This is a genomic window from Streptomyces sp. NPDC093221 (assembly GCF_044753885.1).
Taxonomy (GTDB): Bacteria; Actinomycetota; Actinomycetes; order Streptomycetales; family Streptomycetaceae; genus Actinacidiphila.
On record NZ_JBIVOA010000002.1, the window covers coordinates 1198022 to 1221601 of the forward strand.

Below are 23580 nucleotides of genomic sequence, written 5' to 3' on the forward strand. Positions count from 1 at the left end.
GCTAGGAGATCACCACCTTGACGACGCCGGTCAGGGCGATCTGGGCGAGGGCGAGCGGGATGAGTACGGTCCAGGCGAGTTTCTGGAGCTGGTCCTCGCGAAGGCGCGGGTAGCTGACCCGTAGCCAGATCACGACGAAGGCCAGCAGGCCGGTCTTGACCAGCGTCCACAGCCAGCCGACGCTGCCGGACCAGGGGCCGTGCCAGCCGCCGAGGAACAGCACCGTGGTCAGGGCGCACAGCACGACGATGCCCGCGTACTCGGCGAGCAGGAACAGGGCGAAGCGCAGGCCGGTGTATTCGGTGTACGCGCCGAAGATGATCTCGGAGTCGGCCACCGGCATGTCGAACGGGGGCCGTTGCAGCTCGGCGAGGCCCGCCGTGAAGAAGACGAGGCCGCCGATGAGCTGCCAGGGGGTCCACCACCAGTGGTACTCCCCCACGATGCCCGGCAGTGACAGCGTGCCCGCCGCCATCGCGACCGACGCGGCGGTGAGCAGCATCGGCAGCTCGTACGCCATCAGTTGCGCCGCCGTGCGCAGGCCGCCGAGCAGGGAGAACTTGTTCGCCGACGCCCAGCCCGCCATCAGCGAGCCGAGCACGCCGACGCCCATCATGGCCAGGACGAAGATCAGGCCCGCGTCCAGCGCCTGGCCGACGAAGCCGTGCGGTCCCACCGGGATCGCGATCAGCACGACGAGGTAGGGCAGGAGCGCGACGGCGGGGGCGAGTTGGAAGATCCGCCGGTCCGCGTCGGCCGGAACCACGTCTTCCTTCTGCGCGAACTTGACTCCGTCCGCCACCAGTTGGGCCCACCCGTGGAACCCGCCCGCATACATCGGCCCCAATCGGCCCTGCATATGCGCCATCACCTTGTGCTCCGCCTGCCCCACCACCAGCGGAAACACCAGGAACACAACGAGCACGCCCACAAGCCGCAGCCCGACGTCCACCACGTCACCCACGCCCCTCACCTCCCCGCCCACCGTCTTCGCCTGCGGCGCGCTCATCAGACGACGCGGACCCACCACCCCGACCGGGTGTGCCACCTGCGGTGGGCTTCTCGCTCGCAGCGGGCGTCTCGCCTGCGGCGGCCTCGTCGGACGACACGGGCTCACCACCCCGAGCGGGGGTGCCACCTGCGGTGGGCTTCTCGCCTGCGGCGGGCGTCTCGCTTGCAGCGGGCGTCTCGCCTGCGGCGGCCTCGTCGGACGACGCGGGCTCACCACCCCGAGCGGGGGTGCCACCTGCGGTGGGCCTCTCGCCTGCGGCGGGCTCGTCGGACGACGCGGGCTCACCACCCCGGCCGCGGGTGCCACCTGCGGTGGGCCCCTCGCTTCCGGCGGGCGGTTCGCTCACAGCGGGCGTCTCGCCTGCGGCGGCCTCGTCGGACGACGCGGGCTCACCACCCCGAGCGGGGGTGCCACCTGCGGTGGGCCCCTCGCTTCCGGCGGGCGGTTCGCTCACAGCGGGCGTCTCGCCTGCGGCGGCCTCGTCGGACGACGCGGGCTCGCTACCCGCAACGGAACTGCCGCCAGCGGCAGGCTTCTCCGACGGCGCGGGTCCGCCACCCCCGGCGGGGGTGCCACCTGCGGTGGACTCCTCGCCTGCGGCAGGCGGTTCGCTCGCAGCAGGCTCGCCACCCCCGGCCGAACTGCCTCCTGCTGCGGGCTTCTTTGACGGCGCGGGCTCGCCACCCCCGGCAGGGGTGCCACCTGCGGTGGGCTTCTCGCCAGCGGTGGAGGGTTCGCCTGCGGCCGGCTCGTCGGATGACGCGGGCTCGCTACCCCGAGCGGGGGTGCCACCTGCGGTGGGCCTCTCGCCTGCGGCGCGCTCGTCGGACGACGCGGGCCCACTACCCCGAGCGGGGGTGCCACCTGCGGTGGACGTCTCGCCTGCGGCGGGCTCGTCGGACGACGCGGGCTCACTACCCGCAGCGGAGCTGCCGCCAGCGGCAGGCCTCGCCGACGGCGCGGGGCCGCCACCCCCGGCGGGGGTGCCACCTGCGGTGGGCCCCTCGCCTGCGGCGGGCGGTTCGCTCACAGCGGGCGGTTCGCCTGCGGCGGCCTCGTCGGACGACGCAGGCTCACTACCCCGGCCGGGGGTGCCACCTGCGGCGGGCCCCTCGCCTACGGCGGGCGGTTCGCTTGCAGCGGGCGTCTCGCCTGCGGCGGCCTCGTCGGACGACGCGGGCTCGCTACCCGCAGCGGAACTGCCGCCAGCGGCGGGCTCGCTGACCGCAGCAGGGGTGCCGCCTGGGGCGGGCGGTTCGCTTGCGGTGGGCTTCTTGGTCGGTACAGCGTCGCCGCGCCCCGCGGGGGTGGCGGCTGGGGGTTGTTCCCATGGGGCGTCGGGGACGCGCTTGCGTGGGGGCGCGGGGGTGTCGCCGGAGGGGGCCCCGGCAGGGGGTTGGTTGGCGGGGCTACCGGCAGGGGTTTGGCTGGTGGAGCCTTCGGTCACGCTGCGGGTGCGGCGCGCCGGGCGGTCGGCCGACGGGGTTGTACGCGCCGGGCGGTCGGTCGGGGAGGCCGTTGGGCGGGGGCCGCGGGCGGGGCGGGCGGGGGGCGGGGGGAGTTGGCCTTTTTGGGGGCCCCAGTCGTTGGGGTCGGGGACGCCGGGGGGCTGCATCTGGCGGCGCTTGGGGCCGCCGTCGTGGGACTCGCCGGGCTCCTTGGCACCGGGCCACGCCTTGGCGACGCGGGCGGCGAGGACGAAGTCCTTGCGGAGAGGGTGCCCCTCGAACTCGTCGGGGAGCAGGAGCGGCGCGAGGCCCGGGTGCCCGGTGAAGTCGACGCCGAACATCTCGTGGGTCTCGCGTTCGTGCCACGCCGCGCCCGCGTAGACGCCGGTGGCGGTGGCGAGGACGGGCGCGTCGTGCGGCACGGTCGTCCGCAGCAGCAGCCGCCGGACGCCGCCGTCCAGCGCGACGACGTGCGCGCAGACCCGGAAGCCGGTGCCGGGCTCGTCGACGGCGCTCAGCCAGTCGAAGTACGTGCAGCCGAGGGCGTCCCGCGCGGCCGTGAGCGAGGCGACCCACTCACCGGTCGGCACATCGACGGTCAGGAGGTCGTACGCCTCCTGCGCGACGGCGCCCTCGCCGAAGATCTCCGCGGCCTCCCGCGGCAGCCAACCGGTCACCTCGGCCCCTCCGGCGGAGTGACGAGGCCGCTCGTCAAGGCGGCGACGGACGGACGCGGGCCCGCGGCGGAGCCGTACCGCTCCGCCAGCGACTCGCGCGCGATCTTCTCCTGGAGCTTGAGGATGCCCTGGAGGAGCGCTTCGGGGCGCGGCGGGCAGCCGGGCACGTAGACGTCGACGGGGATGATCTGGTCGACGCCCTTGGTGACGGAGTACGAGTCCCAGTAGGGGCCGCCGCAGTTGGAGCACGCGCCGAAGGAGATGACGTACTTCGGCTCGGGCATCTGCTCGTACAGGCGCTTGACGGCGGGCGCCATCTTGTCGGTGACGGTGCCGGAGACGACCATGAGGTCGGCCTGGCGCGGTCCCGGCGCGAAGGGGATGACGCCCAGCCGGATGAAGTCGTGCCGGGACATCGACGCGGCGATGAACTCGATGGCGCAGCAGGCGAGGCCGAAGTTGAAGACCCACAGGCTGTAGCGGCGGCCCCAGTTGAGCACCACCTTCATCGGCTCCGGCGCCAGCCGGGACAGCACGCCGAGACGGCGCGGCTCGGGAAGGTCCTGCGCAGGGGCCTCGGGAATCGCCTGCGGGTTCACGTCCATTCGAGGACGCCCTTCTTCCATGCGTAGAGCAGCCCGATCGCGAGGAAGCCGATGAAGACGAACATCTCCACCAGCGTCGTCGCGCCGAAGCCGGGCGCGGCGAAGACCGTGGCCCACGGGAACAGGAAGATCGCGTCGACCGCGAAGATGACGTAGAGGAAGGAGTACACGTAGTACTTGACCTGGGTGTGCGCCCAGCCCTCGCCGACCGGGTCGACCCCGCACTCGTACGTGAGCATCTTCTCGCGCGTCGGCACGACCGGCCGCAGCAGGCGGCCGGACGCGAAGGCGACGGTCACGAAGAGCACACCGACGACCGCGACCAGGCCGACGACCGAGTAGCCGTGGAAGTAGTCCACGTCCGTCCGCCCCTCGTTCACTCGTTGACCGGTGGTGTCCAGCGATCCTTGTGGATCTCTTTAGACGATCTATACGGGAGGGAGTCTAGGCCCTGGCCTCACAGGCGCACGCCCCCCGTGCGGGCACCGGTGCGCGCATCGGCGGCGGCCCCGTCGCACGCCCTCGCCCGTACCGGGGGATAACCCCACCGCCGCCTGACCTACGCACCCCATGGCGCGCCCCGCCGCTTCCCCGGCAGGCTGGACTCATGAACACCTCGCCCGCGTCCCGTCAGCCCGCCGCCCCCGCCCCGCTGCCACCCGTGCGCTTCGCGTACGACCGCGTGACGTGGCGGGAGATCGGGTATCTGCTGCTGAATCTGCCGGTGTCGATCATCGGCTTCGTCTACGTCGTGACGGTCGTGACGGTGGGCCTCGGCCTGTCGGTGACGGTGATCGGGTTGCCCCTGCTGGCGTACGGACTCGCCGGGTGCCGTTTGCTGGGGCGGGTGGAGCGGAGCCGGGCGCGCGACCTGCTGGGCGTGCGCATCGACGAGCCGCGCCCGCTGAAGCGGGGCACCTTCGGTTTCCTGCCGTGGCTGTGGGCGTCGCTGAAGGACCCGGTGGCGTGGCGGCACGCCCTCTATTACGGCATCCGGCTGCCGTGGGGCATCCTCACCTTCACCTTGACGCTGGTCTCGCTGTTCGTGCTGTGGCCGGTGCTGCCGTTCCTGGCGCGCGGGCTGACGATGGTCGACCGGGCGATGGTCCGCGGGCTGCTCCAGCCGTCGGACGAGCTGGAGCGGCGGATCGAGGAGCTGGAGTCGGACCGCGGGGTCGTGGTCGACACGGCGGCGGCGGACCTGCGGCGGATCGAGCGCGACCTGCACGACGGGGCGCAGGCGCGGCTGGTGGCGCTGGCGATGGACCTCGGCCTGGCCAAGGAGAAGCTGCTGGAGGACCCGGAGGCGGCGGCCAAGATGGTGGGCGAGGCGCACGGCGAGGTGAAGGTGGCCCTTCAGGAGCTGCGGGATCTGGCGCGCGGCATCCATCCGGCGATCCTCACCGACCGCGGGCTGGACGCGGCCCTGTCGTCGGTCGCGTCGCGCTGCACGGTGCCGGTCGCGGTGACCGTGGACCTGCCCGCGCGGCCCGCGGAGGCGATCGAGGGGATCGCGTACTTCACGGTCTCCGAGCTGTTGCAGAACGTCAGCAAGCACAGCAGGGCACGGCACGCCTCGGTGGACGTGTGGCGCGCCGACGACCGGCTGATGGTGCAGGTACGGGACGACGGGCGCGGCGGCGCGGACGTGTCGGGCGGTACGGGTCTGGCCGGGCTCGGCGAACGGCTGCGGTCGGTGGACGGGCTCTTCGTGGTCAGCTCGCCGGAGGCGGGGCCGACCGTGGTCACGGCCGAACTGCCGTGGCGCGACCGGGAGTTCCGCAAGGCCGGGGTCAGGCGCTGAGCGCGGCCAGGCGCTGAGCGGAGTCAAGCACCGAGCGGGGCGCTGAGCGCGGCCAGGCGCTGAGCGGAGTCAAGCACCGAGCGGGGCGCTGAGCGCGGAAGCCGGGGCGGTAGGGCTAGCCCCACCCCCAAGACGCCGATCCGCACCATGGGGATGGGTGCACGCACCAGCCAGCATGGAGTCACAGAGAAAAGCAGAGAGGACGGACCGACCATGGCTTACGGCTTCCCGCCCGCCGAGCGCGCGCACGAGCGCGAGCGCGAGCACCGCCTGCCGACGGCGCTGCGCGCGCCGGTCGAGGCACGCGCCTGGCGCGAGTTCGCCTACCTGCTGATCAATCTGCCGATGTGCATCGTCGGCTTCGTCTGGACCGTGACGATGTTCTCGCTCGGCGCCGGGCTGCTGGTCACCTTCATCGGACTGCCGGTGCTCGTGCTCGCGCTCGGCGGCTGCCGCGCGATCGGCGCCGTGGAGCGGGCCCGCGCGCGGTCGCTGCTCTGGCTGGACGTGGAGGACCCGCGGCCGGTGCGCGGCAGGAACGGCGGCTTCCTGTCCCGGCTCGGTGCGCAGCTCGGCAGCGGCGTCAACTGGCGGCACGCCGCCTACACCCTGATCCACTTCCCGTGGGGGATCTTCACCTTCTCCGTCGCCATCAGCTTCTTCACGTACGGCTGGGGCCTGTTGACGTATCCGCTGTGGCGCTGGGTCTTCCCGGTCTACTTCGGGCAGGACGGCCTCCAGATGTACGGCGACGGGCACGGGCACGGCTGGTGGCTGCACACCCCGGCCGACATGCTGCTGTGCGTCGTGGTCGGCGGCGCGCTCGTGCTGAGCAGCCCGTGGGTCTACCGGGGCATGGCGCACGTGGACCGGATTCTGGTGAGCGGTCTGCTCGGGCCTTCGCGGCTGGCGGAGCGGGTCACCGAGCTGGAGTCGGACCGCGGGGTCGTGGTCGACACGGCGGCGGCGGACCTGCGGCGCATCGAGCGCGACCTGCACGACGGGGCGCAGGCGCGGCTGGTGGCGCTGGCGATGGACCTCGGCCTGGCCAAGGAGAAGCTGCTCGAAGATCCGTCGGCCGGGGCCGTGATGGTCGAGGAGGCGCACGGCGAGGTGAAGATCGCGCTTCAGGAGCTGCGGGATCTGGCGCGCGGCATCCACCCGGCGATCCTCACCGACCGCGGCCTGGACGCGGCCCTGTCGTCGGTCGCGTCGCGCTGCACCGTGCCGGTCGCCGTGACCGTCGATTTGCCGGCGCGGCCGGTGCCGGCCATTGAGGGCATCGCCTACTTCACGGTGTCCGAGCTGCTGCAGAACGTCAGCAAGCACAGTGGCGCTTCGCGCGCGACCGTGGAGGTGTGGCGGGTCGGTGACCGGCTCATGATGCAGGTGTCCGACAACGGGCGCGGGGGCGCCGCCGTGTCCGGTGGGTCCGGGCTCGCCGGGCTCGCCGAGCGGCTCGACTCCGTCGACGGTGTCCTCGCCGTGGCCTCGCCGCCCGGTGGCCCCACCCACATCACCACCGAACTCCCCTGGCGCGTCTAACCCCTCCGGCGCGGTCCCCTTACCCCTCCCCGCAGCCCGCCCAAAACGGCTCGCCCCTCCAAGAGGCGGTGCGCCGATCTTTTTAGGGGCGCGGGGAACTGCGCGGCCAGCCCCCACGCAAGGCGGTGCGCCGATCTTTTCAGGGGCGCGGGGAACTGCGCGACCAGCCCCCACCGGGCTTTCAGCCCGAACAAAACCGCATCTGCCCCACCGGGGCCGGTTCTCAAAGGCGCACCACCGCGCGGGCTGAGCGCGCAGTTCCCCGCGCCCCCAAAAAACACGTGGCCGGCCCGCCCAAAACGGCTCGCCCCTCCAAGACCCCGGCCCTGCCTCCGTCCAAGGCGGTCCGCGCGGGCTGAGCACGCAGTCCCCCGCGCCCCCGGCAAAGGAACCGCAGAGATCGGCGTCCGCCCAGCAGGGGCGGCTAGGTCAGGGTGAGGAGGACTTTGCCGCGGTTGGTGCCGGCCTGGAGGGCTTGATGGGCTTGGAAGGCCGCGGCAAGCGACAACTCGGCGGTGATGTCGAGCCGAATGGCTCCGGAGGCCAGGAGGGACAGGGCGGCGAGGGCGTGGCCGCGCAGAACGGCCGGGGCGCGGAGCGCGAGGTCCCGGATGGAGTAGCCGGTGAGAGCGCGGTTGCGCTCGGAGAAGGGGAGCACGGGCAGCGTGAGGTCGGGCTGCCGGGCGGCCTCGCCGTAGGCGACCAGACGGCCGAAGGGCGCCAGAAGGGAGAGCCCGGCCAGCCGCGTCCCCCCGCCGATGGGGTCGAGCAGCACGTCGATCTCGGTGCGAGCGGCGGCCAGCTCCTCGGCGAAGGTCTCGCGCAGCAGCACCGCGTCGTAGCCGAAACGTTTCGCGTACTCGGCCTTCTCGGCCGTGCGGACCGTCCCGTACACGGCGGCGGCCCCCAGCGCGCGGGCGATCTGCGCCGCGACCGAGCCGACCCCGCCCGCGGCGGCGTGGATGAGGACGGTGTCCCCCGCGGTGAGCCGCGCGGCCCCGGCGAGCACCCCGTACGCGGTGGTGAGGACGAGCGCCGCCCCGCCCCCGTCCCGGAGGGAGATCCCGTCGAGCGGGAAGGCGAAGTCGGCGGGCGCGACCGCGTACTCGGCGTATCCGCCGCCGTCGGGCAGATAGGCGGCGACGGGGTCGCCGACGGCGAGCCCGGTGACGCCCGCGCCGAGCGCGGCGATCTCGCCGGAGACCTCGAGGCCGGGCACGGCGATCCCGTCCGGCGGACCGTAGTCGCCGAGCCGGTGCAGCACCTCGCCGTGGTTGACGCCCGCGTACGCGACCTGGATCAGCACCTGCCCGGGGCCCGGTTCCGGGACGGGGATTTCCACCGGCCGGAGCACTTCCGGGCCACCGTTGACGTCGAATCCGACCGCGCGCACACGCTCTCCTCTTGCCTGTGAGCCGCTGACGCGCGACCCCCGCCGACCTTCCGGGCGCAACCTTGCCCACCGGAACCGTATTCCCCATCAGCGCGTCGTTGCTGGGATGCTGGGGAAGACAGGGTCGGATGTGGGGGGCTGGAACGGGTGGAGGACAGGGTGCGGGTGGTCATCGCCGAGGATTCGGTGCTGCTTCGGGAGGGACTGACCCGATTGCTGACCGATCGCGGTCACGATGTGGTGGCCGGTGTCGGTGACGCCGAGGCGCTGATCAAGGTCGTACGGGAGCTGGCGGACGAGGGCGCGGCCCCCGACGTGGTGGTGGCGGACGTACGGATGCCGCCGACGCACACCGACGAGGGGGTGCGGGCGGCGGTGCAGCTGCGCCGGGACCACCCCGGCGTGGGCGTGCTGGTGCTGTCGCAGTACGTGGAGGAGCAGTACGCGACCGAGCTGCTGGCGGGCAGCAGCCGCGGGGTGGGGTATCTGCTCAAGGACCGGGTCGCCGAGGTCCGCGAGTTCGTGGACGCGGTGGTGCGGGTCGCCGAGGGCGGCACGGCGCTGGACCCCGAGGTGGTCGCGCAGCTCCTGGGCCGCAGCCGCAAGCAGGACGTGCTGGCGGGGCTGACGCCGCGCGAGCGCGAGGTGCTGGGGCTGATGGCGGAGGGCCGGACGAATTCGGCGGTGGCCAAGCAGCTCGTGGTGAGCGACGGCGCGGTGGAGAAGCACGTCAGCAACATCTTCCTGAAGCTGGGCCTGGCGCCGAGTGACGGGGATCACCGTCGTGTCCTGGCGGTGCTCACCTATCTGAACTCCTGATCTGTTGACACTCTGTCTCACAGCAGACGCCTGACGGCGCGGGCCCCACGGGCACCGCGCCGTTACCTGCACATGCCACACACATGTCCGGCAGTCCGCAGGTCGGGGCCGCGCTCCCGCATCCACATTCCGGGACGTACGGGGAAGGCGACCCTTACCGACGTACGATGACCGGTGAGCCGCCGCCTCTAGGGAGGTCCGTTTCAGTGACCAGCCAGGTCAGCAGCAGCAGCCCCGTGCCCACGGAGCAGCCCGCGCATCCGCCGGTGATCGGCGATGTCCTGGGCGAACAGCGCAAACCGGCGAAAGAGACGAAACGCCTCGACCGGGTGATCATCCGGTTCGCCGGTGACTCCGGGGACGGAATGCAGCTCACCGGGGACCGTTTCACCTCGGAGACCGCGTCCTTCGGGAACGATCTCTCGACGCTGCCGAACTTCCCGGCCGAGATCCGGGCCCCCGCAGGCACCCTGCCGGGCGTGTCGTCGTTCCAGCTCCACTTCGCGGACCACGACATCCTCACGCCAGGCGACGCGCCCGACGTGCTGGTCGCGATGAACCCGGCCGCGCTGAAGGCGAACGTCGCCGACCTGCCGCGCGGCGCCGAGATCATCGTCAACACCGACGAGTTCACCAAGCGCGCGATGGCGAAGGTCGGATACGCCGCCAACCCGTTGGACGACGGGTCCCTGGAGGCGTACGCGATCCACCCGGTGCCGCTGACGACGCTCACCGTCGAGGCGCTCAAGGACAGCGGCCTGGCGCGCAAGGACGCCGAACGGGCGAAGAACATGTTCGCGCTCGGCCTGCTGTCGTGGATGTACCACCGGCCGACCGAGAGCACCGAGTCCTTCCTCCGCAGGAAGTTCGCCAAGAAGCCGGACATCGCGGAGGCCAATGTCACGGCCTTCCGCGCGGGCTGGAACTTCGGCGAGACCACCGAGGACTTCGCGGTCAACTACGAGGTGCAGCCCGCCTCCAGCGCCTTCCCGGCGGGCACCTACCGCAACATCTCCGGGAATCTGGCGCTGTCGTACGGCCTGATCGCCGCGAGCAGGCAGAGCGAACTGCCGCTCTTCCTCGGCTCGTACCCGATCACCCCGGCCTCCGACATCCTGCACGAGCTGTCCAAGCACAAGAATTTCGGCGTGCGCACCTTCCAGGCCGAGGACGAGATCGCCGCGATCGGCGCGGCGCTCGGCGCGTCCTTCGGCGGGTCGCTGGCCCTCACCACCACCTCGGGTCCCGGTGTGGCGCTGAAGTCGGAGACGATCGGGCTCGCCGTCAGCCTGGAGCTGCCGCTGCTGATCATCGACATCCAGCGCGGCGGCCCCTCGACCGGACTGCCCACCAAGACCGAGCAGTCCGACCTGCTCCAGGCGATGTACGGGCGCAACGGCGAGGCGCCGGTGCCGATCGTGGCGCCCAGCACCCCGGCGGACTGCTTCGACGCGGCGCTGGAGGCGGCCAGGATCGCGGTCACGTACCGCACCCCGGTCTTCCTGCTCTCCGACGGCTATCTCGCCAACGGCTCGGAGCCGTGGCGGGTCCCCGACGTCCAGGACCTGCCCGACCTGCGGGTGCAATTCGCGACCGGGCCCAACCACACGGCCGAGGACGGCACCGAGGACTTCTGGCCGTATCTGCGCGACCCGGAGACGCTGGCCCGCCCGTGGGCGGTGCCCGGCACGCCCGGCCTCGAACACCGCATCGGCGGCATCGAGAAGCAGGACGGCACCGGCAACATCTCGTACGACCCGGCCAACCACGACTTCATGACCCGCACCCGGCAGGCCAAGGTCGACGGCATCAAGGTGCCCGACCTGATCGTGGACGACCCGGAGGGCGCCGCGCGGACCCTGGTCATCGGCTGGGGTTCGACGTACGGGCCGATCACCGCGGCCGTGCGCCGCATCCGGCGCGAGGGCGGCACGATCGCGCAGGCCCATCTGCGCCATCTCAACCCCTTCCCGGCCAACCTCGGTGAGGTCCTGCGGGCGTACGACAAGGTCGTGGTGCCCGAGATGAACCTCGGCCAGCTCGCCCACCTGCTGCGCGCCAAGTATCTGGTCGACGCCCGTTCGTACACGCAGGTCACCGGGTTGCCGTTCAAGTCGGAACAGCTCGCGAAGGCCCTCGTGGAGGAGAGTGCGAATGATTGAGGCGCTGTCGCTGGTGCCCAAGGCCGAGGCGAAGCAGTCCATGAAGGACTTCAAGTCGGACCAGGAGGTGCGCTGGTGCCCGGGCTGCGGGGACTACGCGATCCTGGCCGCCGTCCAGTCCTTCATGCCGGAGCTGGGCCTGGCCCGCGAGAACGTGGTGTTCGTGTCCGGGATCGGATGCTCGTCCCGCTTCCCGTACTACATGAACACCTACGGCATGCACTCCATCCACGGCCGCGCCCCGGCCATCGCGACGGGGCTCGCCGCCTCGCGCCGCGACCTGAGCGTGTGGGTCGTCACCGGTGACGGCGACGCGCTCTCCATCGGCGGCAATCACCTGATCCACGCGCTGCGGCGCAATGTGAACCTGAAGATCCTGCTGTTCAACAACCGGATCTACGGGCTCACCAAGGGTCAGTACAGCCCCACCTCCGAGGTCGGCAAGATCACCAAGTCGACGCCGATGGGTTCGCTGGACGCGCCCTTCAACCCGGTGTCGCTGGCGATCGGCGCCGAGGCGTCCTTCGTGGCCCGCACGATCGACTCCGACCGCAAGCACCTCCAGTCGGTGCTGCGGGCGGCGGCCGAGCACGAGGGCACGGCGCTGGTGGAGATCTACCAGAACTGCAACATCTTCAACGACGGCGCCTTCGACGTCCTGAAGGAGCGCGAGACCGCGCAGGACGCCGTGATCCGGCTGGAGCAGGGGCAGCCGATCCGCTTCGGCGCCCCCGCCGAGGACGGTCTCGGTTCGAAGGGCGTCGTACGCGACCCGGCGACCGGTGACCTGAAGGTGATCGACGTGACCGTGGAGGGCAGCGCGGGAGTGCTCGTCCACGACGCGCACACCCAGTCCCCGACGACCGCTTTCGCGCTGTCGCGGCTGGCGGACGCCGACACGCTCCACCACACGCCGATCGGTGTGCTGCGGGACGTGACGCGCCCGGTGTACGACACGGAGATGTCGGACCAGCTCGAAAAGGCCGTGGTGCAGCAGGGCAAGGGCGACCTCGCCGGGCTGCTGACCGGGCGGGACACCTGGACCGTCGTCGGCTGAGGCACGGGACCGCACAAGGGCGGGGCGCGCACCCTCATCGGTGCGCGCCCCGCCCTCGTCCGTCTCTCCCGTGCTCACCGCGTGGTCCCGCTGTTGAACAGCGAGCGCGACCAGAGGTACCCGGCCAGGCCGATACCGGCGCACCAGGCGAGCGAGATCCAGGCGTCGTGGCCGATCGCCGAGCCGGTCAGCAGCCCCCGCAGGGTCTCGGTCATCGGCGTGAACGGCTGGTACTCGGCGAACCAGCGCAGACCGGGGGACATCGAGTCGGCCGGTACGAAGGCCGAGCCCAGGAACGGCAGGAACTGGACGAGCAGCGGCTTGTTGCTCGCCGACTCGACCGTCTTGGAGATCAGGCCGAGCGCCGCCGACAGCCAGGTCACCGCGAAGGCGACGGCGGCGAGCAGCCCGGCCGCCGCCAGCCACTCCAGCGGGCTCGCGTCGGGCCGGAAGCCGACCGCGAGCGCCACGCCCATGACCAGCACGAGGCTGGTCATGGTCTGGATGACGCTGCCGACGACATGGCCGGTCATGAACGAGGCCCGTGAGATGTTCATCGTGCGGAAGCGGTTGATGATGCCCTCGGTCATGTCGGTGCAGACCGCGATCGACGTGGACATGGCCCCGGCGGCCACCGCCATGATCAGGATGCCGGGCGTCAGGTACTCCAGGTACACGCTCCGGCCGCCGCCAGCCCCGAGTCCGGCGCCGATCGACCCGCCGAAGGCGTACACGAACAGCAGCAGCATGAGGATGGGCATCGCGGCCGTGCCGAAGCCGACCGCCGGGTAGCGGATCGCGTGCTTCAGATTGCGCCGCAGCATCGTCGTCGAGTCGCGCACGGCGTAGGTGAGGGTGCTGCTCATCGCGAGGTCTCCTTGGGGTGAGGGGCGGAACCGTCGCCGGTCAGGGCGAGGAAGACGTCGTCCAGGTCGGGGGTGTGCACGGAGAAGTCGGCGGTACGCACGCCGGCGGCGTCGAGCCGGTCGAGCAGCGAGCGCAGCGCGTCGAGTCCGGCGTCGCCCGCCACGCGCAGGGCCAGTTCCCCGTCGTCGCGGACCGCGCCGGGGACGGCGGCGGCGGCCCGTTCGTACTGCTCGGGGTCGGTGAACCGCAGGCGTACGTGGCTGCCGGGGATACGCGCCTTCAGCTCGTCGGCGGTGCCCTCGGCGACGATCCGGCCGCCGTCGAGCACGGCGACACGGTCGGCCAACTGGTCGGCCTCCTCCAGGTACTGCGTGGTGAGGAAGACGGTGACGCCGCTCGCGACCAGTGACCGCACGGTGTCCCACATCGTGCGGCGGCTGCGCGGGTCGAGGCCGGTCGTCGGCTCGTCCAGGAAGATCACCTTCGGGTCGCCGACCAGCGTCATGGCCAGGTCCAGGCGGCGCCGCATGCCGCCGGAGAAGAGCGCGGCGCGCTGCTTGGCGACGTCGGCGATGTCGAAGCGGGCCAGCAACTCCTGGGCCCGCGCCCGCCCTTCGGCCTTGCCGAGGTGCAGCAGGTCGGCCATGAGGAGCAGGTTCTCCTCGGCGGTGAGCAGGTTGTCGAGCGCGGCGAACTGTCCGGTGACGCCGATCGCGGCGCGGACGCCGTCCGGTGAGCCGGCCACGTCGTGGCCCGCGACCTGGGCGTGGCCGCCGTCGGCGGAGATGAGGGTGGACAGGATCTGCACGGTGGTGGTCTTGCCCGCGCCGTTGGGGCCGAGCAGCGCGAAGACGGTGCCCGCCGGGATGCGCAGGTCGATGCCGTCGAGGACGGTCTTGTCGCCGTAGGACTTGCGCAGGTCGGCGGTGGAGACGGCGGGCGGGCGCGGGTCGGCGCCCCGGGCATTTCTGGGCATGGGCATGACAGAAGAAGGCATGGAGCTCTCCCGTTTCGGGGCGTGGTGAGAGGAGCGGGGTGGGGGGTGCGCGGTGCGCGGTGAAGTGGCCCGGTGCGTCGGGCCGTACGTGGCGAGGGGAGGCGGGCGGGTCAGCCGCGCGCGCGGAGGATCTCGATGTTGCCCCAGTTGGTCCTGGCTCGGACCGAGACGGTGTTCTCGCTCTGGCCGGGGGCCTCGGAGGCGGGGAGCCTGTTGCGCACCTGCCCGTGGCTGGAGCTGACGTCGAGCCAGGCGGCGGTGCCCTCGCGGACGCCGACCTCGATGGGGCCGTTGGAGGTCTCCAACTGGACCTCGCCGCGTACGACTTCGGCGACGCGCAGGTGGCCGTTGGACGTGGTGCCGGTGACCGACGCCTCGGCGCGCGCGATGTCGATGCCGCCGTTGGTGCCGCTGACCCGCAGTTCGCCGGTGACGGCGGCGAGGGTCGTGGTGCCGTTGGAGTTCTTCAGCACGGCGGTCCCGTCGACCGTGCCGATCCGCAGGCTCCCGGAGCTGGTGGCGATCTCGGCCGGGCCCTCGACCCGGTCCACGGTGACGCTGCCGTGCGACACGGCCAGATTGAGCGGCCCGGTCGTGTCGAACCGCACGTCGCCCACCGAGACCTTCACCCGCACCTCGCCGAGCCTGCCCTCGCCGTGCACCTGCGCCCACGCGCCGGTCACCTCGACCGCCGAGCCCGTGGGCAGTTCGACCGCCACGTCCACGGCGCCCGAAGGCCCGATGAGGCGGCGGCCCTTGGGGGTCCTGATGGTCAACAGGCCGCCGGAGTAGCGCACTTCGGTCTGCTCGGCCGCCTTGACGTCCTGGTCCCGCTTCGGGTCGCGGGGCCGTACCTCCACGAGGGTGTCGAGGCGGTCCTCGGCCGTGAACTGGATCGATCCGGCTTCCACGGTGCTCGTCACCGAGATGGGTTCCGGGGTGTCGAAGGGGGTGAAAGAAGGCATGGTTGTCCCGTCCTCTTGGGTCGTTGTGACGTCTCCGCAGGTGGGAGGCGGTGGGCTTCTCGCGCTTTTCGCGCTTTTCGCGCTTTTCGGCTAGCGGACCCAGCCCTTGAAGCTCTGTCCGACGGTTCTGGTGGTACGGGTCTTCTCCGTCGTACGCGGCTGGCCGCCGCCGTCGCCGACCGCCGCCGAGACGGCTCGCACCAGCCAGGAGTTGACCGACAGGCCCTCCCTGGTCGCGGCCTCCTCGGCCCGCGCCTTGAGGTGGCCCGGCAGTCGCAGATTCACCCTGGCGGTGCTGCCGTCGTCGCCCTCGACCGGTGCGGGCGGCGCCGGGGCCTGCGCCTGTGCCGGGGCCTCCTCCTGCGCGTACGGCCGCGTCACCACGAAGTCCGGGTCCAGGCCCCGGAGCCGCACGTCCACCGAGCCCGGTGCCAGGTCCCGCGTGATCTCGTCCATCGCCGCCGACAGCACATTCAGCATCGTCAACCGCGTCGCCGACTCCAGCGGTGCGGTCAGGCGCTCCGCCAGCTCCCTCGCTTCTTCGCCTCCGGCTTCGGCGGCCACCGCCAGCTCGCGGCGCAGATTCTCGACATACGGCGTCAGGTCCATGACGCCATAGTGGCACCACCCTGGCACCACCCGCAACCCCCTCCCTGACACCACCCTGGCACCACGTGGCACCACCCCCCCAAGGGCCCGTCTTCAGGGGCGCGGAGAACTGCGCGCTCACCGGCCCCAAAGGGGCAGACGCGGTTGTGTTCGGGCTGAAAGCCCGGCGGGGGGCGGGCCGCGCAGTTCCCCGCGCCCCTCAAAAGACCGGCCCACCGCCCCGGCGCGTTCACCCCACGCAGGGGCTTGCTTTTAGGGGCGCGGGGAACTGCGCGACCAGCCACGACGGTGACACCGCCAAAAAACCGGCCCCAGCAGGGCAGACGCGGTTGTGTTCGGGCTGAAAGCCCGCCGGGGGCGGGCCGCGCAGTTCCCCGCGCCCCTCAAAAGACCGGCCCACCGCCCCGGTGCGTTCACGCCACGTAAGGGCCCGTCTTCAGGGGCGCGGGGAACTGCGCGCTCAGCCACGACGGTGGCACCGCCAAAAAACCGGCCCACCGCCCCGGTGGGTTCACGCCACGTAAGGGCCCGTCTTTAGGGGCGTCGGGAACTGCGCGACCAGCCACGACCATGGCACCGCCAAAAAACCGGCCCCAGCGGGGCAGAGGCAGTCGCGTTCGGGCTGAAAGCCCGGTGGGGGGCGGGCCGGGCAGGGCCCCGGCGAGTCTTAGAGGGTCGGCGAGCCGACCGGGGAGTGGGCGGCGTCGTAGGCGGCGCGCGCGGAGAGGACGGCGGGGACGGCGGCAGCCGTCCAGACGGAGAGGGCGCGGACCTGACCGGCGGCCTCACGGCCGAGAGGGGTCAGGGAGTAGGTGACGTGCGGCGGGATGACGGGCAGAGCCCGGCGAAGGACGAAGCCGTCCCGCTCCAGCGTGCGCAGCGTCTGGGTGAGCATCTTCTCGCTGACCCCGCCGACGGCCCGCCGCAGCTCACTGAAGCGCAGCACCGCCCCGTCGAGCAGCTCGCACAGGACAAGAACCCCCCACCGGGAGGTGACGTGTTCGAGAATGAGCCGCTCGGGGCAACTTACGTCCATGTCGGTACCTTACTTCAAGGTGGGTACTTTCCAAGAGTTAGTGCCCGGCGTACGGTGGAGCCGAAGACACCGGACCACCGCAAACAGGGAGCAAAAAGACATGAGCATCGTCGTCACAGGAGCCACCGGGCACCTCGGCCACCTCGTCATCGACGAGCTGCTCAAGCAGGTCCCGGCCACGGACGTGGCCGCCGTCGTGCGGGACGAGACCAAGGCCGCCGACCTGGCGGAGCGCGGCGTGGAGCTGCGGATCGCGGACTACAACCACCCCGAGACGCTGAAGGACGCCTTCCACGCGGGCGACAAGGTCCTGCTGATCTCGGGCAGCGAGGTCGGCCGCCGCATCGCGCAGCACAGCGCCGTCGTGGACGCGGCGGCGGCCTCGGGCGTGGCGCTGCTGGCGTACACCGGCATCCTCGGCGGCCCGGACGCCGACCTGAAGCTGGCGGACGAGCACAAGGCGACCGAGACGTACATCCTGGCCTCGGGCCTGCCCTACGTGTTCCTGCGCAACGGCTGGTACAGCGAGGTCCAGACCGAGAATCTGGCCCCGGTCCTGGAGCACGGCGCCGTCATCGGCAACGCGGGCGACGGCCGCGTCGCGAGCGCGGCCCGCGCCGACTACGCCGCCGCGGCCGCCGCCGTCCTGACCGGTGAGGGCCACGAGAACACGGCGTACGAGCTGAGCGGCGACACGGCGTGGAGCTTCGCCGAGTACGCGGCGCTGGTCGCCGAGCTGACCGGCAGGGAGATCACGTACAAGAACGTCCCGGCCGAGACGCGCCAGTCGATCCTCGAAGGCGCGGGCGTCCCGGCGGACTTCGCGGCCATCCTGGTCGACGTGGACCACGCCATCGAGCGCGGCCTGCTCGCGCGCACCAACGGCGAGCTGTCCCGGCTGATCGGCCGCCCCACGACCCCGATCCGCGAGACCCTGGCCGCCACCCTCAAGGACACGCCCAAGGCGTGACCACGGCCTGACCGGGCCTGACCACGACCTGACCACGGCCTGACACTGGCCTGCACCACCCCCGCACACGACAGAGGTCCCCGGCTGTTCCGGCCGGGGACCTCCCCCGTTCACGCCCCCGCCCCGGAGCGTTGCTTGTCTTCGCGGGACGGCGCGTCCTCGTGAACAGACGGCGGGGCGGCCTCGACGCAGCGCCCCGAGGACCCCACCGTGACCACGGCCACCGCACCGCCGCACCCGCGGGACCCGCCGCGCCTGGACATCCAGGGGCTGCGCGCCGTCGCGGTCACCCTCGTCGTCCTCGCACACGCGGGCGTCGGCGCGGTCGCGGGCGGATACGTCGGCGTCGACGTCTTCTTCGTCGTCTCGGGCTTCCTGATCACCTCGCTGCTGACCCGCGAGTCCCGCGCCACCGGCCGCATATCGGTCAGGGACTTCTACGCCCGCCGCGCGGTGCGCCTGCTGCCCGCCGCGACCCTCGTCGTGCTCGGCACGCTCGCGGGCTGCCGGCTCTTCCTGTCGAAGATCCGCTTCGCGCAGTACGCGGGGGACGCGCTCGGCAGCTCGCTCTACGCCGTCAACTTCCGGCTGGCCGCAGCCGGTACGGACTACCTCGGCGCGAGCGAACCGCCCTCCCCCTTCCAGCACTTCTGGTCGCTGGCGGTGGAGGAGCAGTTCTATCTGCTCTGGCCGCTGCTGCTCGTCCTGTGCCTGCGGTGGCGCCGCCGCCCCGCGCTCCCGGCGGCCCTGGCCCTCACCGCCCTCTGCGCGGCCTCCTTCGCGCTGAGTCTCGCCCTCACCCGCTCCTCCCCCTCCTGGGCCTACTTCGGCTCCCCCGCCCGCTTCTGGGAGCTGGGCGCGGGCGCGCTGCTCGCCCTGGGCGCGCACCGGCTGGACATCCGAGCCCCCCTCGCGGCGGCCCTGAGCTGGGCGGGCCTGACCGGCATCGTCGTGGCCGCGCTGACGTACGACGACGCCACGCCCTTCCCCGGCCGTTACGCGCTCCTGCCGGTCGTCGGCACCCTCCTCGTCCTCGCGGGCGGCCGATCCCCCGGCCCCTCCCCGGCCCACGCCCCCGACCGCTCCCGGACCCGCACCCACACCCCCTCCCCCGCCCGCTACGGCGCCCGACTCCTGCTCGCCCGGCGGCCGGTCGCCCGGCTCGGCGGCCTCTCCTACGGCTGGTATCTGTGGCACTGGCCCCTGCTGGTCATCGGACCCGCGGCGCTGAACACCGCGCCCTCCACCGGTCTCGCCCTGGCCCTGTGCGCGGTCGCGCTGGCGCTGGCCTGGGCGACGCTGCGGCTGGTGGAGAACCCGATACGGTTCCACGCCGCCTTCCGCCGCCGTCCGGCCCTGGCGCTGCGGCTCGGCGGCGGGCTGTCGGCGGGTGCCGCGGTGGCCGTGCTGACCGCCGCCCACTTCCCGCCCGCGGTCGACTCCGGCAGACCCGCGCCCGACCTGCGGCGGGAGCTGACGGCGGCGCGCGACCCCGCGCTGCGGCTCGGGCAGCTCCTGCGGACCTCGGGTCCGAGCCTGCCGAGCAATCTCACCCCGCCCCTGGCCGAGGTCAAGCCGGTGCGCTCGGCGGTCTACCGGGACGGCTGCCACGCGGGCTACGCGCGTACGAGCACACCCCCGTGCGTCTACGGCGACCCGTCCGCGGCCACCACCGTCGTCCTCTTCGGCGACTCGCACGCCGCCCAGTGGTTCCCCGCGCTCGACCGGCTGGCGCGCGAACGGCACTGGAAACTGGTGTCGTTGACGAAGGCGTCGTGCAACGCCGCGACGGTGACGACCGTTTACCAGGGCGGCCCCGCCGTCTGCGACACCTGGCGCCGGGCGGCGGTCGCCCGGATCGCCGCGCTCCGCCCCGGTCTCGTCCTCGTCTCGTCCTCGGACGCGGGCCGCCCGCTGCACCCGGCCGCCGATCCCGTACGGCAGTGGACGGACGGCTTCCGCGCCACCTTCACCGCGCTCGCGGCCTCGGGCGCGCGGGTCGCCGCCCTGCTCGACACCCCCTGGCCCGCCTCCGACGCCGTCGAGTGCGCGGCGGCCCGCCCGCTGCGGCTCGGCCACTGCGCGAGCCGGCTGCCCGACGCGCTCCGGGACCCGGCACGGCAGGGCGCGGTACGGGCGGCGGCGACGGTGGCAGGCGCCGCCGTGATCGACCCCGCGCCCTGGCTGTGCGCCACGGACGGCGCCTGCCCGGTGCTCGCGGGCGACACCCTGGTCTACCGCGACGACAGCCACATGTCCGAGACGTACGCCGAGGCGCTGGCCCCGGTCCTCGGCCGCCGCCTGACCGCCCTCCTGCCGTAAGGCGGTCCCGCCCGGCCCCGGCCACCGTCCTGTCATGACCGTGGAGCGGAACGGACATGACAGGCCGGGGCGGCTGCCGCTACCGTCGTCACGTCGCGCGCCGACGGCGGGTCGTACGGCCGGGGCGGTACGGGAAGGGGTCGGGATGAACGAGCGGCGCGCGGGACTGGTCTACGGCTTCGCGGCCTACGGCATGTGGGGCCTGTTCCCGCTGTTCTGGCCGCTGCTCGAACCGGCGGGAGCGCTGGAGATCCTGGCCCACCGGATGGTGTGGGCGCTGGTGGTGGTCACCGTGATCCTGCTGGCGATGCGCCGCTGGGCGTGGATATCCGAACTGGTCAGGCAGCCCGGGCGGCTCGGCCTGATCGCCGTCGCCGCCGTCTTCGTCTCCGTCAACTGGGGCCTGTACATCTGGGCCGTCAACGCGGGCCATGTGGTGGAGGCTTCGCTCGGCTACTTCATCAACCCGCTGGTCACCATCGCGCTCGGCGTCCTCGTCCTGCACGAGCGGCTGCGCCCGGTGCAGTGGGCGGCGGTCGGCGTCGGCGCGCTGGCCGTCGTCGTCCTCACCGTCGGATACGGGCGGCTGCCGTGGATCGCCCTCTCGCTCGCCTTCTCCTTCGGCGTCTACGGCCTGGCGAAGAAGAAGATCAACATGGGCGGCCTGGAGTCGCTGGCCGCCGAGACCTCGGTGCAGTTCCTGCCCGCGCTGGTCTTCCTCGTCGTGCTCGGCGCGCGCGGCGACTCGACCTTCACCCACCACGGCCCCGGCCACGCCGCCCTGCTGGCCGCCTGCGGTCTGGTCACGGCGGGGCCGCTGGTCTGTTTCGGCATGGCGGCGACCCGGCTCCCGCTGTCCACCATCGGCCTCATGCAGTATCTGACGCCGGTCTTCCAGTTTCTGATCGGCGTGCTCCACTTCCACGAGGAGATGCCCCCCGAGCGCTGGGCCGGTTTCCTGATGGTGTGGGCGGCGCTCGTCCTGCTCACCTGGGACGCGATCAGGGGCGCACACCGCGGGCGTACGGAAGCGCGCGCGGCGCGCCAGGCCCCGGCGGTCGTGGAGTCCCCGGAGGCGACCGACTCCCCGCTGCCCGGCTGAGCCGAACGGGCGAGCGCCGACATCCACTCGGGTGACACGGACACCGCCGCCGATTGGGTGATCTGACGATCGGTCATGCGAAGGACGTACTCGTCCGGCGGTCAGGCGCCGGGCCGCCCGAAGTGCAGGAGAACGCGTCGTGCGCATGCCGGCCAACAGACTCACCACGAGAACGGCCCGGGGGCTGGCCGCGGCGGCCACGGCCGCCGTCATGATCCCGCTGGCCGCGAGCCCGGCCGTGGCGGCGGGCTCCGCCTACGGGAGCTGGAGTCCCGAGGTGCTGCACGTGCCCGTGACCGGCTTCCCCGACGCCACCTTCAGCACCGACAGCAGCTCGCCGTCCATCCCCGGCGGCACCTCGACCTTCCTCAACGGCTCCACCCCCTTCGGCGCCGAGTACGGCAGCTCGCGCGGGCAGAACTACCTCGCCCTGCGCCCCTCGACCGGCGGCACCAACGGCCGGCCGTCCCTCACCACCGTCACCTTCGCCGCCGCCACCCCGGCCGGCTGGGGCTTCACCCTCGGCGACATCGACGCCGACCAGGTGCGGATCAGCGCGACCGGCGCGGGCGGTGTACGGCTGACGGCGGCGCAGCTCGGCTTCCAGTCGACCTTCAACTACTGCGTGGGCACGCCGAAGCCGTCCTCGTGCGGCTCCGGCCCGAACACCGACGTACCCACCTGGGACCCCGCGACCTCGACGCTGCGCGGCAACGTGCTCGACACCAACGGCGCCTCCGGCTGGTTCCGCCCGACGGCCCCGGTGACCTCGGTCTCCTTCACCTACAGCGTGCTCAGCGGATCGCCGGTCTACCAGATCTGGATGGCCGCCCCCGACGCCGACATCAGCGGCACGGTCGCCTCGGACTGCGGCATCCCGCCCGGCACGTCGGTACGGCTGCGCACCGCGACCGGCGCCGCCGTGCTCGACAGCGCGGGCCAGCCGGTGGCGGCGGCCGTCGACGCCGACGGCGCGTACTCCTTCTCCGGCGTGGCCACCGGCCGCTTCCGGGTCGTGCTGCCGGCGCCCGCCGGGTACACGGCGACCGGCGCGACCAGCCGGACCGCCGACACCTCGGGCGGTGACGTGCGCGGCGCCGACTTCCGGATCGGCTGTACGCCCGAGCCCGCGCCGCCGGTGACCGTCCCCGGGAACGGCGGCCCGGTCCGGGTCCCGGTCACCCCCGACCGCGCGCCCCACACCCCGGTCACCGTCCCCGAGCCGCCGGACCACGGAAAGGTCGCGGTCGAGGGAGACCACCTCGTCTACACGCCCGACAAGGGCTACACGGGCAAGGACTCCTTCATCTACAAGGTGACGGCGAAGGACGGGCAGCCGAAGTTCGTGAAGGTGAGCGTGGACGTCACCAGGCCGAAGCCGAAGCCGACGCCCACGCCGCCCAAGCCGCACCCCGCTCCCCCGGCCAACCACCCGCAGCCGCAGCAGACCGGCCCCGAACTGGCCGCCTCGGGCGCCGACGGTCCCCTCGCCATGGTCGCGGGCGGCCTCGTCGCCGCCGGGGCCCTCGCGGTGGCCGCCACCCGCGCGCGGAAGCGCCGCCGCTGACCCCTGCCTTCGTGTACGGCTCCGCGCCCGCCGGTACGGTTCCCGGCGGGCGCGGTCACGTTCACCCGCGCGTCACCGCCCGAGGCCGCACTCCGCCCAGACCATCTTCCCGACGCCGTCCCGCTCCCCGACGCCCCAATGCCCGGGCCCCGCGACCGCGTTGACCAGCGCGAGCCCGCGCCCGTCCTCGTCGCTCTCCGCCGCGACCCGTGGCTCGGGCCGCCCGTCCCCCGCGTCGTGCACCTCGATCCGCACACCGCCAGGCGTCCGCACGTACCGCGTCTGCACATCGCGCCCGGCGACCCGCGCGTGCACGACGGCGTTCGTGAATAACTCCGACAGGATCAACACGGCGGAATCCGTGAGGTCTTCCAGTCCCCAGCCCTTGAGGGCCGTTTCCAGTTCGTGCCGCGCCCGCCCCACCGAACGCGGCGTACGCGGCCACAACCGGGCGACCGTTCGGGATTCGGCACCGGGCGGCTCGCCCGCCGATTCGTCGGACTGTCCAGGTGGTTCTCGGTGCATGGCCGTGCCTTCCCTCGTCGCCGAATCCCATTGACGTCGGGGCCCCCTTGTCGCCACGTCGGGGGCCCCGACGGAGGACTCACCCGGGCGCCCACGGG

The 23580-nt window shown here is 72.7% G+C and carries 20 protein-coding genes; 9 read left to right on the forward strand and 11 right to left on the reverse strand.

Annotated elements, in window-relative coordinates; translation table 11 throughout:
* Position 1 precedes the first annotated feature (1 nt).
* From ACIQCJ_RS11325 to ACIQCJ_RS11340, 4 genes are read right to left on the reverse strand one after another with little or no spacing between them, the layout of a single operon-like run.
* Positions 2-964: an NADH-quinone oxidoreductase subunit H gene (locus tag ACIQCJ_RS11325; RefSeq protein ID WP_402711216.1), complete on the reverse strand. Its 963-nt coding sequence runs from the start codon at positions 962-964 to the stop codon at positions 2-4.
* Positions 957-3137, reverse strand: coding sequence for an NADH-quinone oxidoreductase subunit C (locus tag ACIQCJ_RS11330; protein ID WP_402711217.1), 2181 nt, complete (start codon positions 3135-3137; stop codon positions 957-959). The genes ACIQCJ_RS11325 and ACIQCJ_RS11330 overlap by 8 nt, the downstream gene beginning before the upstream one ends.
* Positions 3134-3742, reverse strand: coding sequence for an NADH-quinone oxidoreductase subunit B family protein (locus ACIQCJ_RS11335; protein ID WP_355340351.1), 609 nt, complete (start codon positions 3740-3742; stop codon positions 3134-3136). The genes ACIQCJ_RS11330 and ACIQCJ_RS11335 overlap by 4 nt, the downstream gene beginning before the upstream one ends.
* Positions 3733-4122, reverse strand: coding sequence for an NADH-quinone oxidoreductase subunit A (locus ACIQCJ_RS11340; RefSeq protein ID WP_188283994.1), 390 nt, complete (start codon positions 4120-4122; stop codon positions 3733-3735). The genes ACIQCJ_RS11335 and ACIQCJ_RS11340 overlap by 10 nt, the downstream gene beginning before the upstream one ends.
* 227 nt (positions 4123-4349) lie before the next feature.
* Here ACIQCJ_RS11340 and ACIQCJ_RS11345 point away from each other — a divergent pair, with 227 nt between their 5' ends.
* Entirely contained in the window at positions 4350-5546 is a 1197-nt protein-coding gene (locus ACIQCJ_RS11345) for a sensor histidine kinase (RefSeq protein ID WP_402711218.1), read from the forward strand.
* Positions 5547-5759: 213 nt separating this feature from the next.
* Positions 5760-7091 carry a sensor domain-containing protein gene (locus tag ACIQCJ_RS11350; RefSeq protein WP_391163473.1) on the forward strand — a complete coding sequence of 444 codons (1332 nt, stop codon included), beginning with the start codon at positions 5760-5762 and terminating at the stop codon, positions 7089-7091.
* A gap of 424 nt (positions 7092-7515) precedes the next feature.
* Here the strand turns inward: ACIQCJ_RS11350 and ACIQCJ_RS11355 are convergent, their stop codons facing one another.
* A complete protein-coding gene (locus ACIQCJ_RS11355) occupies positions 7516-8484 on the reverse strand; it encodes a zinc-binding dehydrogenase (RefSeq protein WP_391050403.1) in 969 nt (322 codons plus the stop codon).
* 159 nt (positions 8485-8643) lie between these two features.
* On the opposite strand from ACIQCJ_RS11355, the gene ACIQCJ_RS11360 reads away from it, so the two are divergent.
* The 3 genes from ACIQCJ_RS11360 (at position 8644) to ACIQCJ_RS11370 (ending at position 12522) form a co-directional block, all read left to right on the forward strand.
* Complete coding sequence (locus ACIQCJ_RS11360; RefSeq protein WP_355340363.1) at positions 8644-9303, forward strand: response regulator transcription factor; 660 nt, start codon at positions 8644-8646, stop codon at positions 9301-9303.
* 206 nt (positions 9304-9509) lie between these two features.
* The gene (locus ACIQCJ_RS11365) at positions 9510-11465 is read left to right on the forward strand and encodes a 2-oxoacid:acceptor oxidoreductase subunit alpha (protein WP_402711219.1); all 1956 of its coding nucleotides are present in this window, start codon (positions 9510-9512) and stop codon (positions 11463-11465) included.
* Entirely contained in the window at positions 11458-12522 is a 1065-nt protein-coding gene (locus tag ACIQCJ_RS11370; RefSeq protein WP_355340369.1) for a 2-oxoacid:ferredoxin oxidoreductase subunit beta, read from the forward strand. Before ACIQCJ_RS11365 ends, ACIQCJ_RS11370 begins: the two co-directional genes overlap by 8 nt.
* Before the next feature lie 74 nt (positions 12523-12596).
* Here ACIQCJ_RS11370 and ACIQCJ_RS11375 read toward each other — a convergent pair whose 3' ends face one another.
* The 5 genes from ACIQCJ_RS11375 to ACIQCJ_RS11395 all read right to left on the reverse strand — a co-directional run bounded on the left by ACIQCJ_RS11375 (position 12597) and on the right by ACIQCJ_RS11395 (position 16996).
* Positions 12597-13388: an ABC transporter permease gene (locus tag ACIQCJ_RS11375; RefSeq protein WP_355340372.1), complete on the reverse strand. Its 792-nt coding sequence runs from the start codon at positions 13386-13388 to the stop codon at positions 12597-12599.
* The gene (locus ACIQCJ_RS11380) at positions 13385-14371 is read right to left on the reverse strand and encodes an ATP-binding cassette domain-containing protein (RefSeq protein ID WP_401723491.1); all 987 of its coding nucleotides are present in this window, start codon (positions 14369-14371) and stop codon (positions 13385-13387) included. Before ACIQCJ_RS11380 ends, ACIQCJ_RS11375 begins: the two co-directional genes overlap by 4 nt.
* Positions 14372-14496: 125 nt before the next feature.
* Complete coding sequence (locus ACIQCJ_RS11385) at positions 14497-15351, reverse strand: DUF4097 family beta strand repeat-containing protein (RefSeq protein ID WP_402711220.1); 855 nt, start codon at positions 15349-15351, stop codon at positions 14497-14499.
* 90 nt (positions 15352-15441) lie between these two features.
* Complete coding sequence (locus tag ACIQCJ_RS11390; protein WP_402711221.1) at positions 15442-15960, reverse strand: toxin-antitoxin system HicB family antitoxin; 519 nt, start codon at positions 15958-15960, stop codon at positions 15442-15444.
* Positions 15961-16627: 667 nt separating this feature from the next.
* Positions 16628-16996 carry a winged helix-turn-helix transcriptional regulator gene (locus ACIQCJ_RS11395; protein ID WP_402711222.1) on the reverse strand — a complete coding sequence of 123 codons (369 nt, stop codon included), beginning with the start codon at positions 16994-16996 and terminating at the stop codon, positions 16628-16630.
* A 100-nt stretch (positions 16997-17096) separates the two neighbouring features.
* On the opposite strand from ACIQCJ_RS11395, the gene ACIQCJ_RS11400 reads away from it, so the two are divergent.
* The 4 genes from ACIQCJ_RS11400 to ACIQCJ_RS11415 all read left to right on the forward strand — a co-directional run bounded on the left by ACIQCJ_RS11400 (position 17097) and on the right by ACIQCJ_RS11415 (position 22957).
* Positions 17097-17966 carry an NmrA family NAD(P)-binding protein gene (locus tag ACIQCJ_RS11400; RefSeq protein ID WP_402711223.1) on the forward strand — a complete coding sequence of 290 codons (870 nt, stop codon included), beginning with the start codon at positions 17097-17099 and terminating at the stop codon, positions 17964-17966.
* A 210-nt stretch (positions 17967-18176) separates the two neighbouring features.
* On the forward strand, positions 18177-20288 hold the full coding sequence (locus ACIQCJ_RS11405) for an acyltransferase family protein (RefSeq protein WP_402711224.1): 2112 nt from the start codon (positions 18177-18179) through the stop codon (positions 20286-20288).
* A 145-nt stretch (positions 20289-20433) separates the two neighbouring features.
* Positions 20434-21390: an EamA family transporter RarD gene (gene rarD, locus ACIQCJ_RS11410; protein ID WP_402711225.1), complete on the forward strand. Its 957-nt coding sequence runs from the start codon at positions 20434-20436 to the stop codon at positions 21388-21390.
* Positions 21391-21535: 145 nt separating this feature from the next.
* The gene (locus ACIQCJ_RS11415; protein WP_402711226.1) at positions 21536-22957 is read left to right on the forward strand and encodes an Ig-like domain-containing protein; all 1422 of its coding nucleotides are present in this window, start codon (positions 21536-21538) and stop codon (positions 22955-22957) included.
* 72 nt (positions 22958-23029) lie between these two features.
* Here the strand turns inward: ACIQCJ_RS11415 and ACIQCJ_RS11420 are convergent, their stop codons facing one another.
* On the reverse strand, positions 23030-23482 hold the full coding sequence (locus ACIQCJ_RS11420; RefSeq protein ID WP_355340396.1) for an ATP-binding protein: 453 nt from the start codon (positions 23480-23482) through the stop codon (positions 23030-23032).
* Positions 23483-23580: the final 98 nt, after the last annotated feature.

Coding starts and splice junctions, on each gene's coding strand:
- ACIQCJ_RS11345 (WP_402711218.1), top strand. CDS start 4,350: ATGAACACCTCGCCCGCGTCCCGTCAGCCCGCCGCCCCCGCCCCGCTG.
- ACIQCJ_RS11390 (WP_402711221.1), bottom strand. CDS start 15,960: ATGGACCTGACGCCGTATGTCGAGAATCTGCGCCGCGAGCTGGCGGTG.
- ACIQCJ_RS11400 (WP_402711223.1), top strand. CDS start 17,097: ATGAGCATCGTCGTCACAGGAGCCACCGGGCACCTCGGCCACCTCGTC.
- ACIQCJ_RS11385 (WP_402711220.1), bottom strand. CDS start 15,351: ATGCCTTCTTTCACCCCCTTCGACACCCCGGAACCCATCTCGGTGACG.
- ACIQCJ_RS11420 (WP_355340396.1), bottom strand. CDS start 23,482: ATGCACCGAGAACCACCTGGACAGTCCGACGAATCGGCGGGCGAGCCG.
- ACIQCJ_RS11335 (WP_355340351.1), bottom strand. CDS start 3,742: ATGGACGTGAACCCGCAGGCGATTCCCGAGGCCCCTGCGCAGGACCTT.
- ACIQCJ_RS11375 (WP_355340372.1), bottom strand. CDS start 13,388: ATGAGCAGCACCCTCACCTACGCCGTGCGCGACTCGACGACGATGCTG.
- ACIQCJ_RS11380 (WP_401723491.1), bottom strand. CDS start 14,371: ATGCCCATGCCCAGAAATGCCCGGGGCGCCGACCCGCGCCCGCCCGCC.
- rarD (WP_402711225.1), top strand. CDS start 20,434: ATGAACGAGCGGCGCGCGGGACTGGTCTACGGCTTCGCGGCCTACGGC.
- ACIQCJ_RS11415 (WP_402711226.1), top strand. CDS start 21,536: ATGCCGGCCAACAGACTCACCACGAGAACGGCCCGGGGGCTGGCCGCG.
- ACIQCJ_RS11395 (WP_402711222.1), bottom strand. CDS start 16,996: ATGGACGTAAGTTGCCCCGAGCGGCTCATTCTCGAACACGTCACCTCC.
- ACIQCJ_RS11350 (WP_391163473.1), top strand. CDS start 5,760: ATGGCTTACGGCTTCCCGCCCGCCGAGCGCGCGCACGAGCGCGAGCGC.
- ACIQCJ_RS11370 (WP_355340369.1), top strand. CDS start 11,458: ATGATTGAGGCGCTGTCGCTGGTGCCCAAGGCCGAGGCGAAGCAGTCC.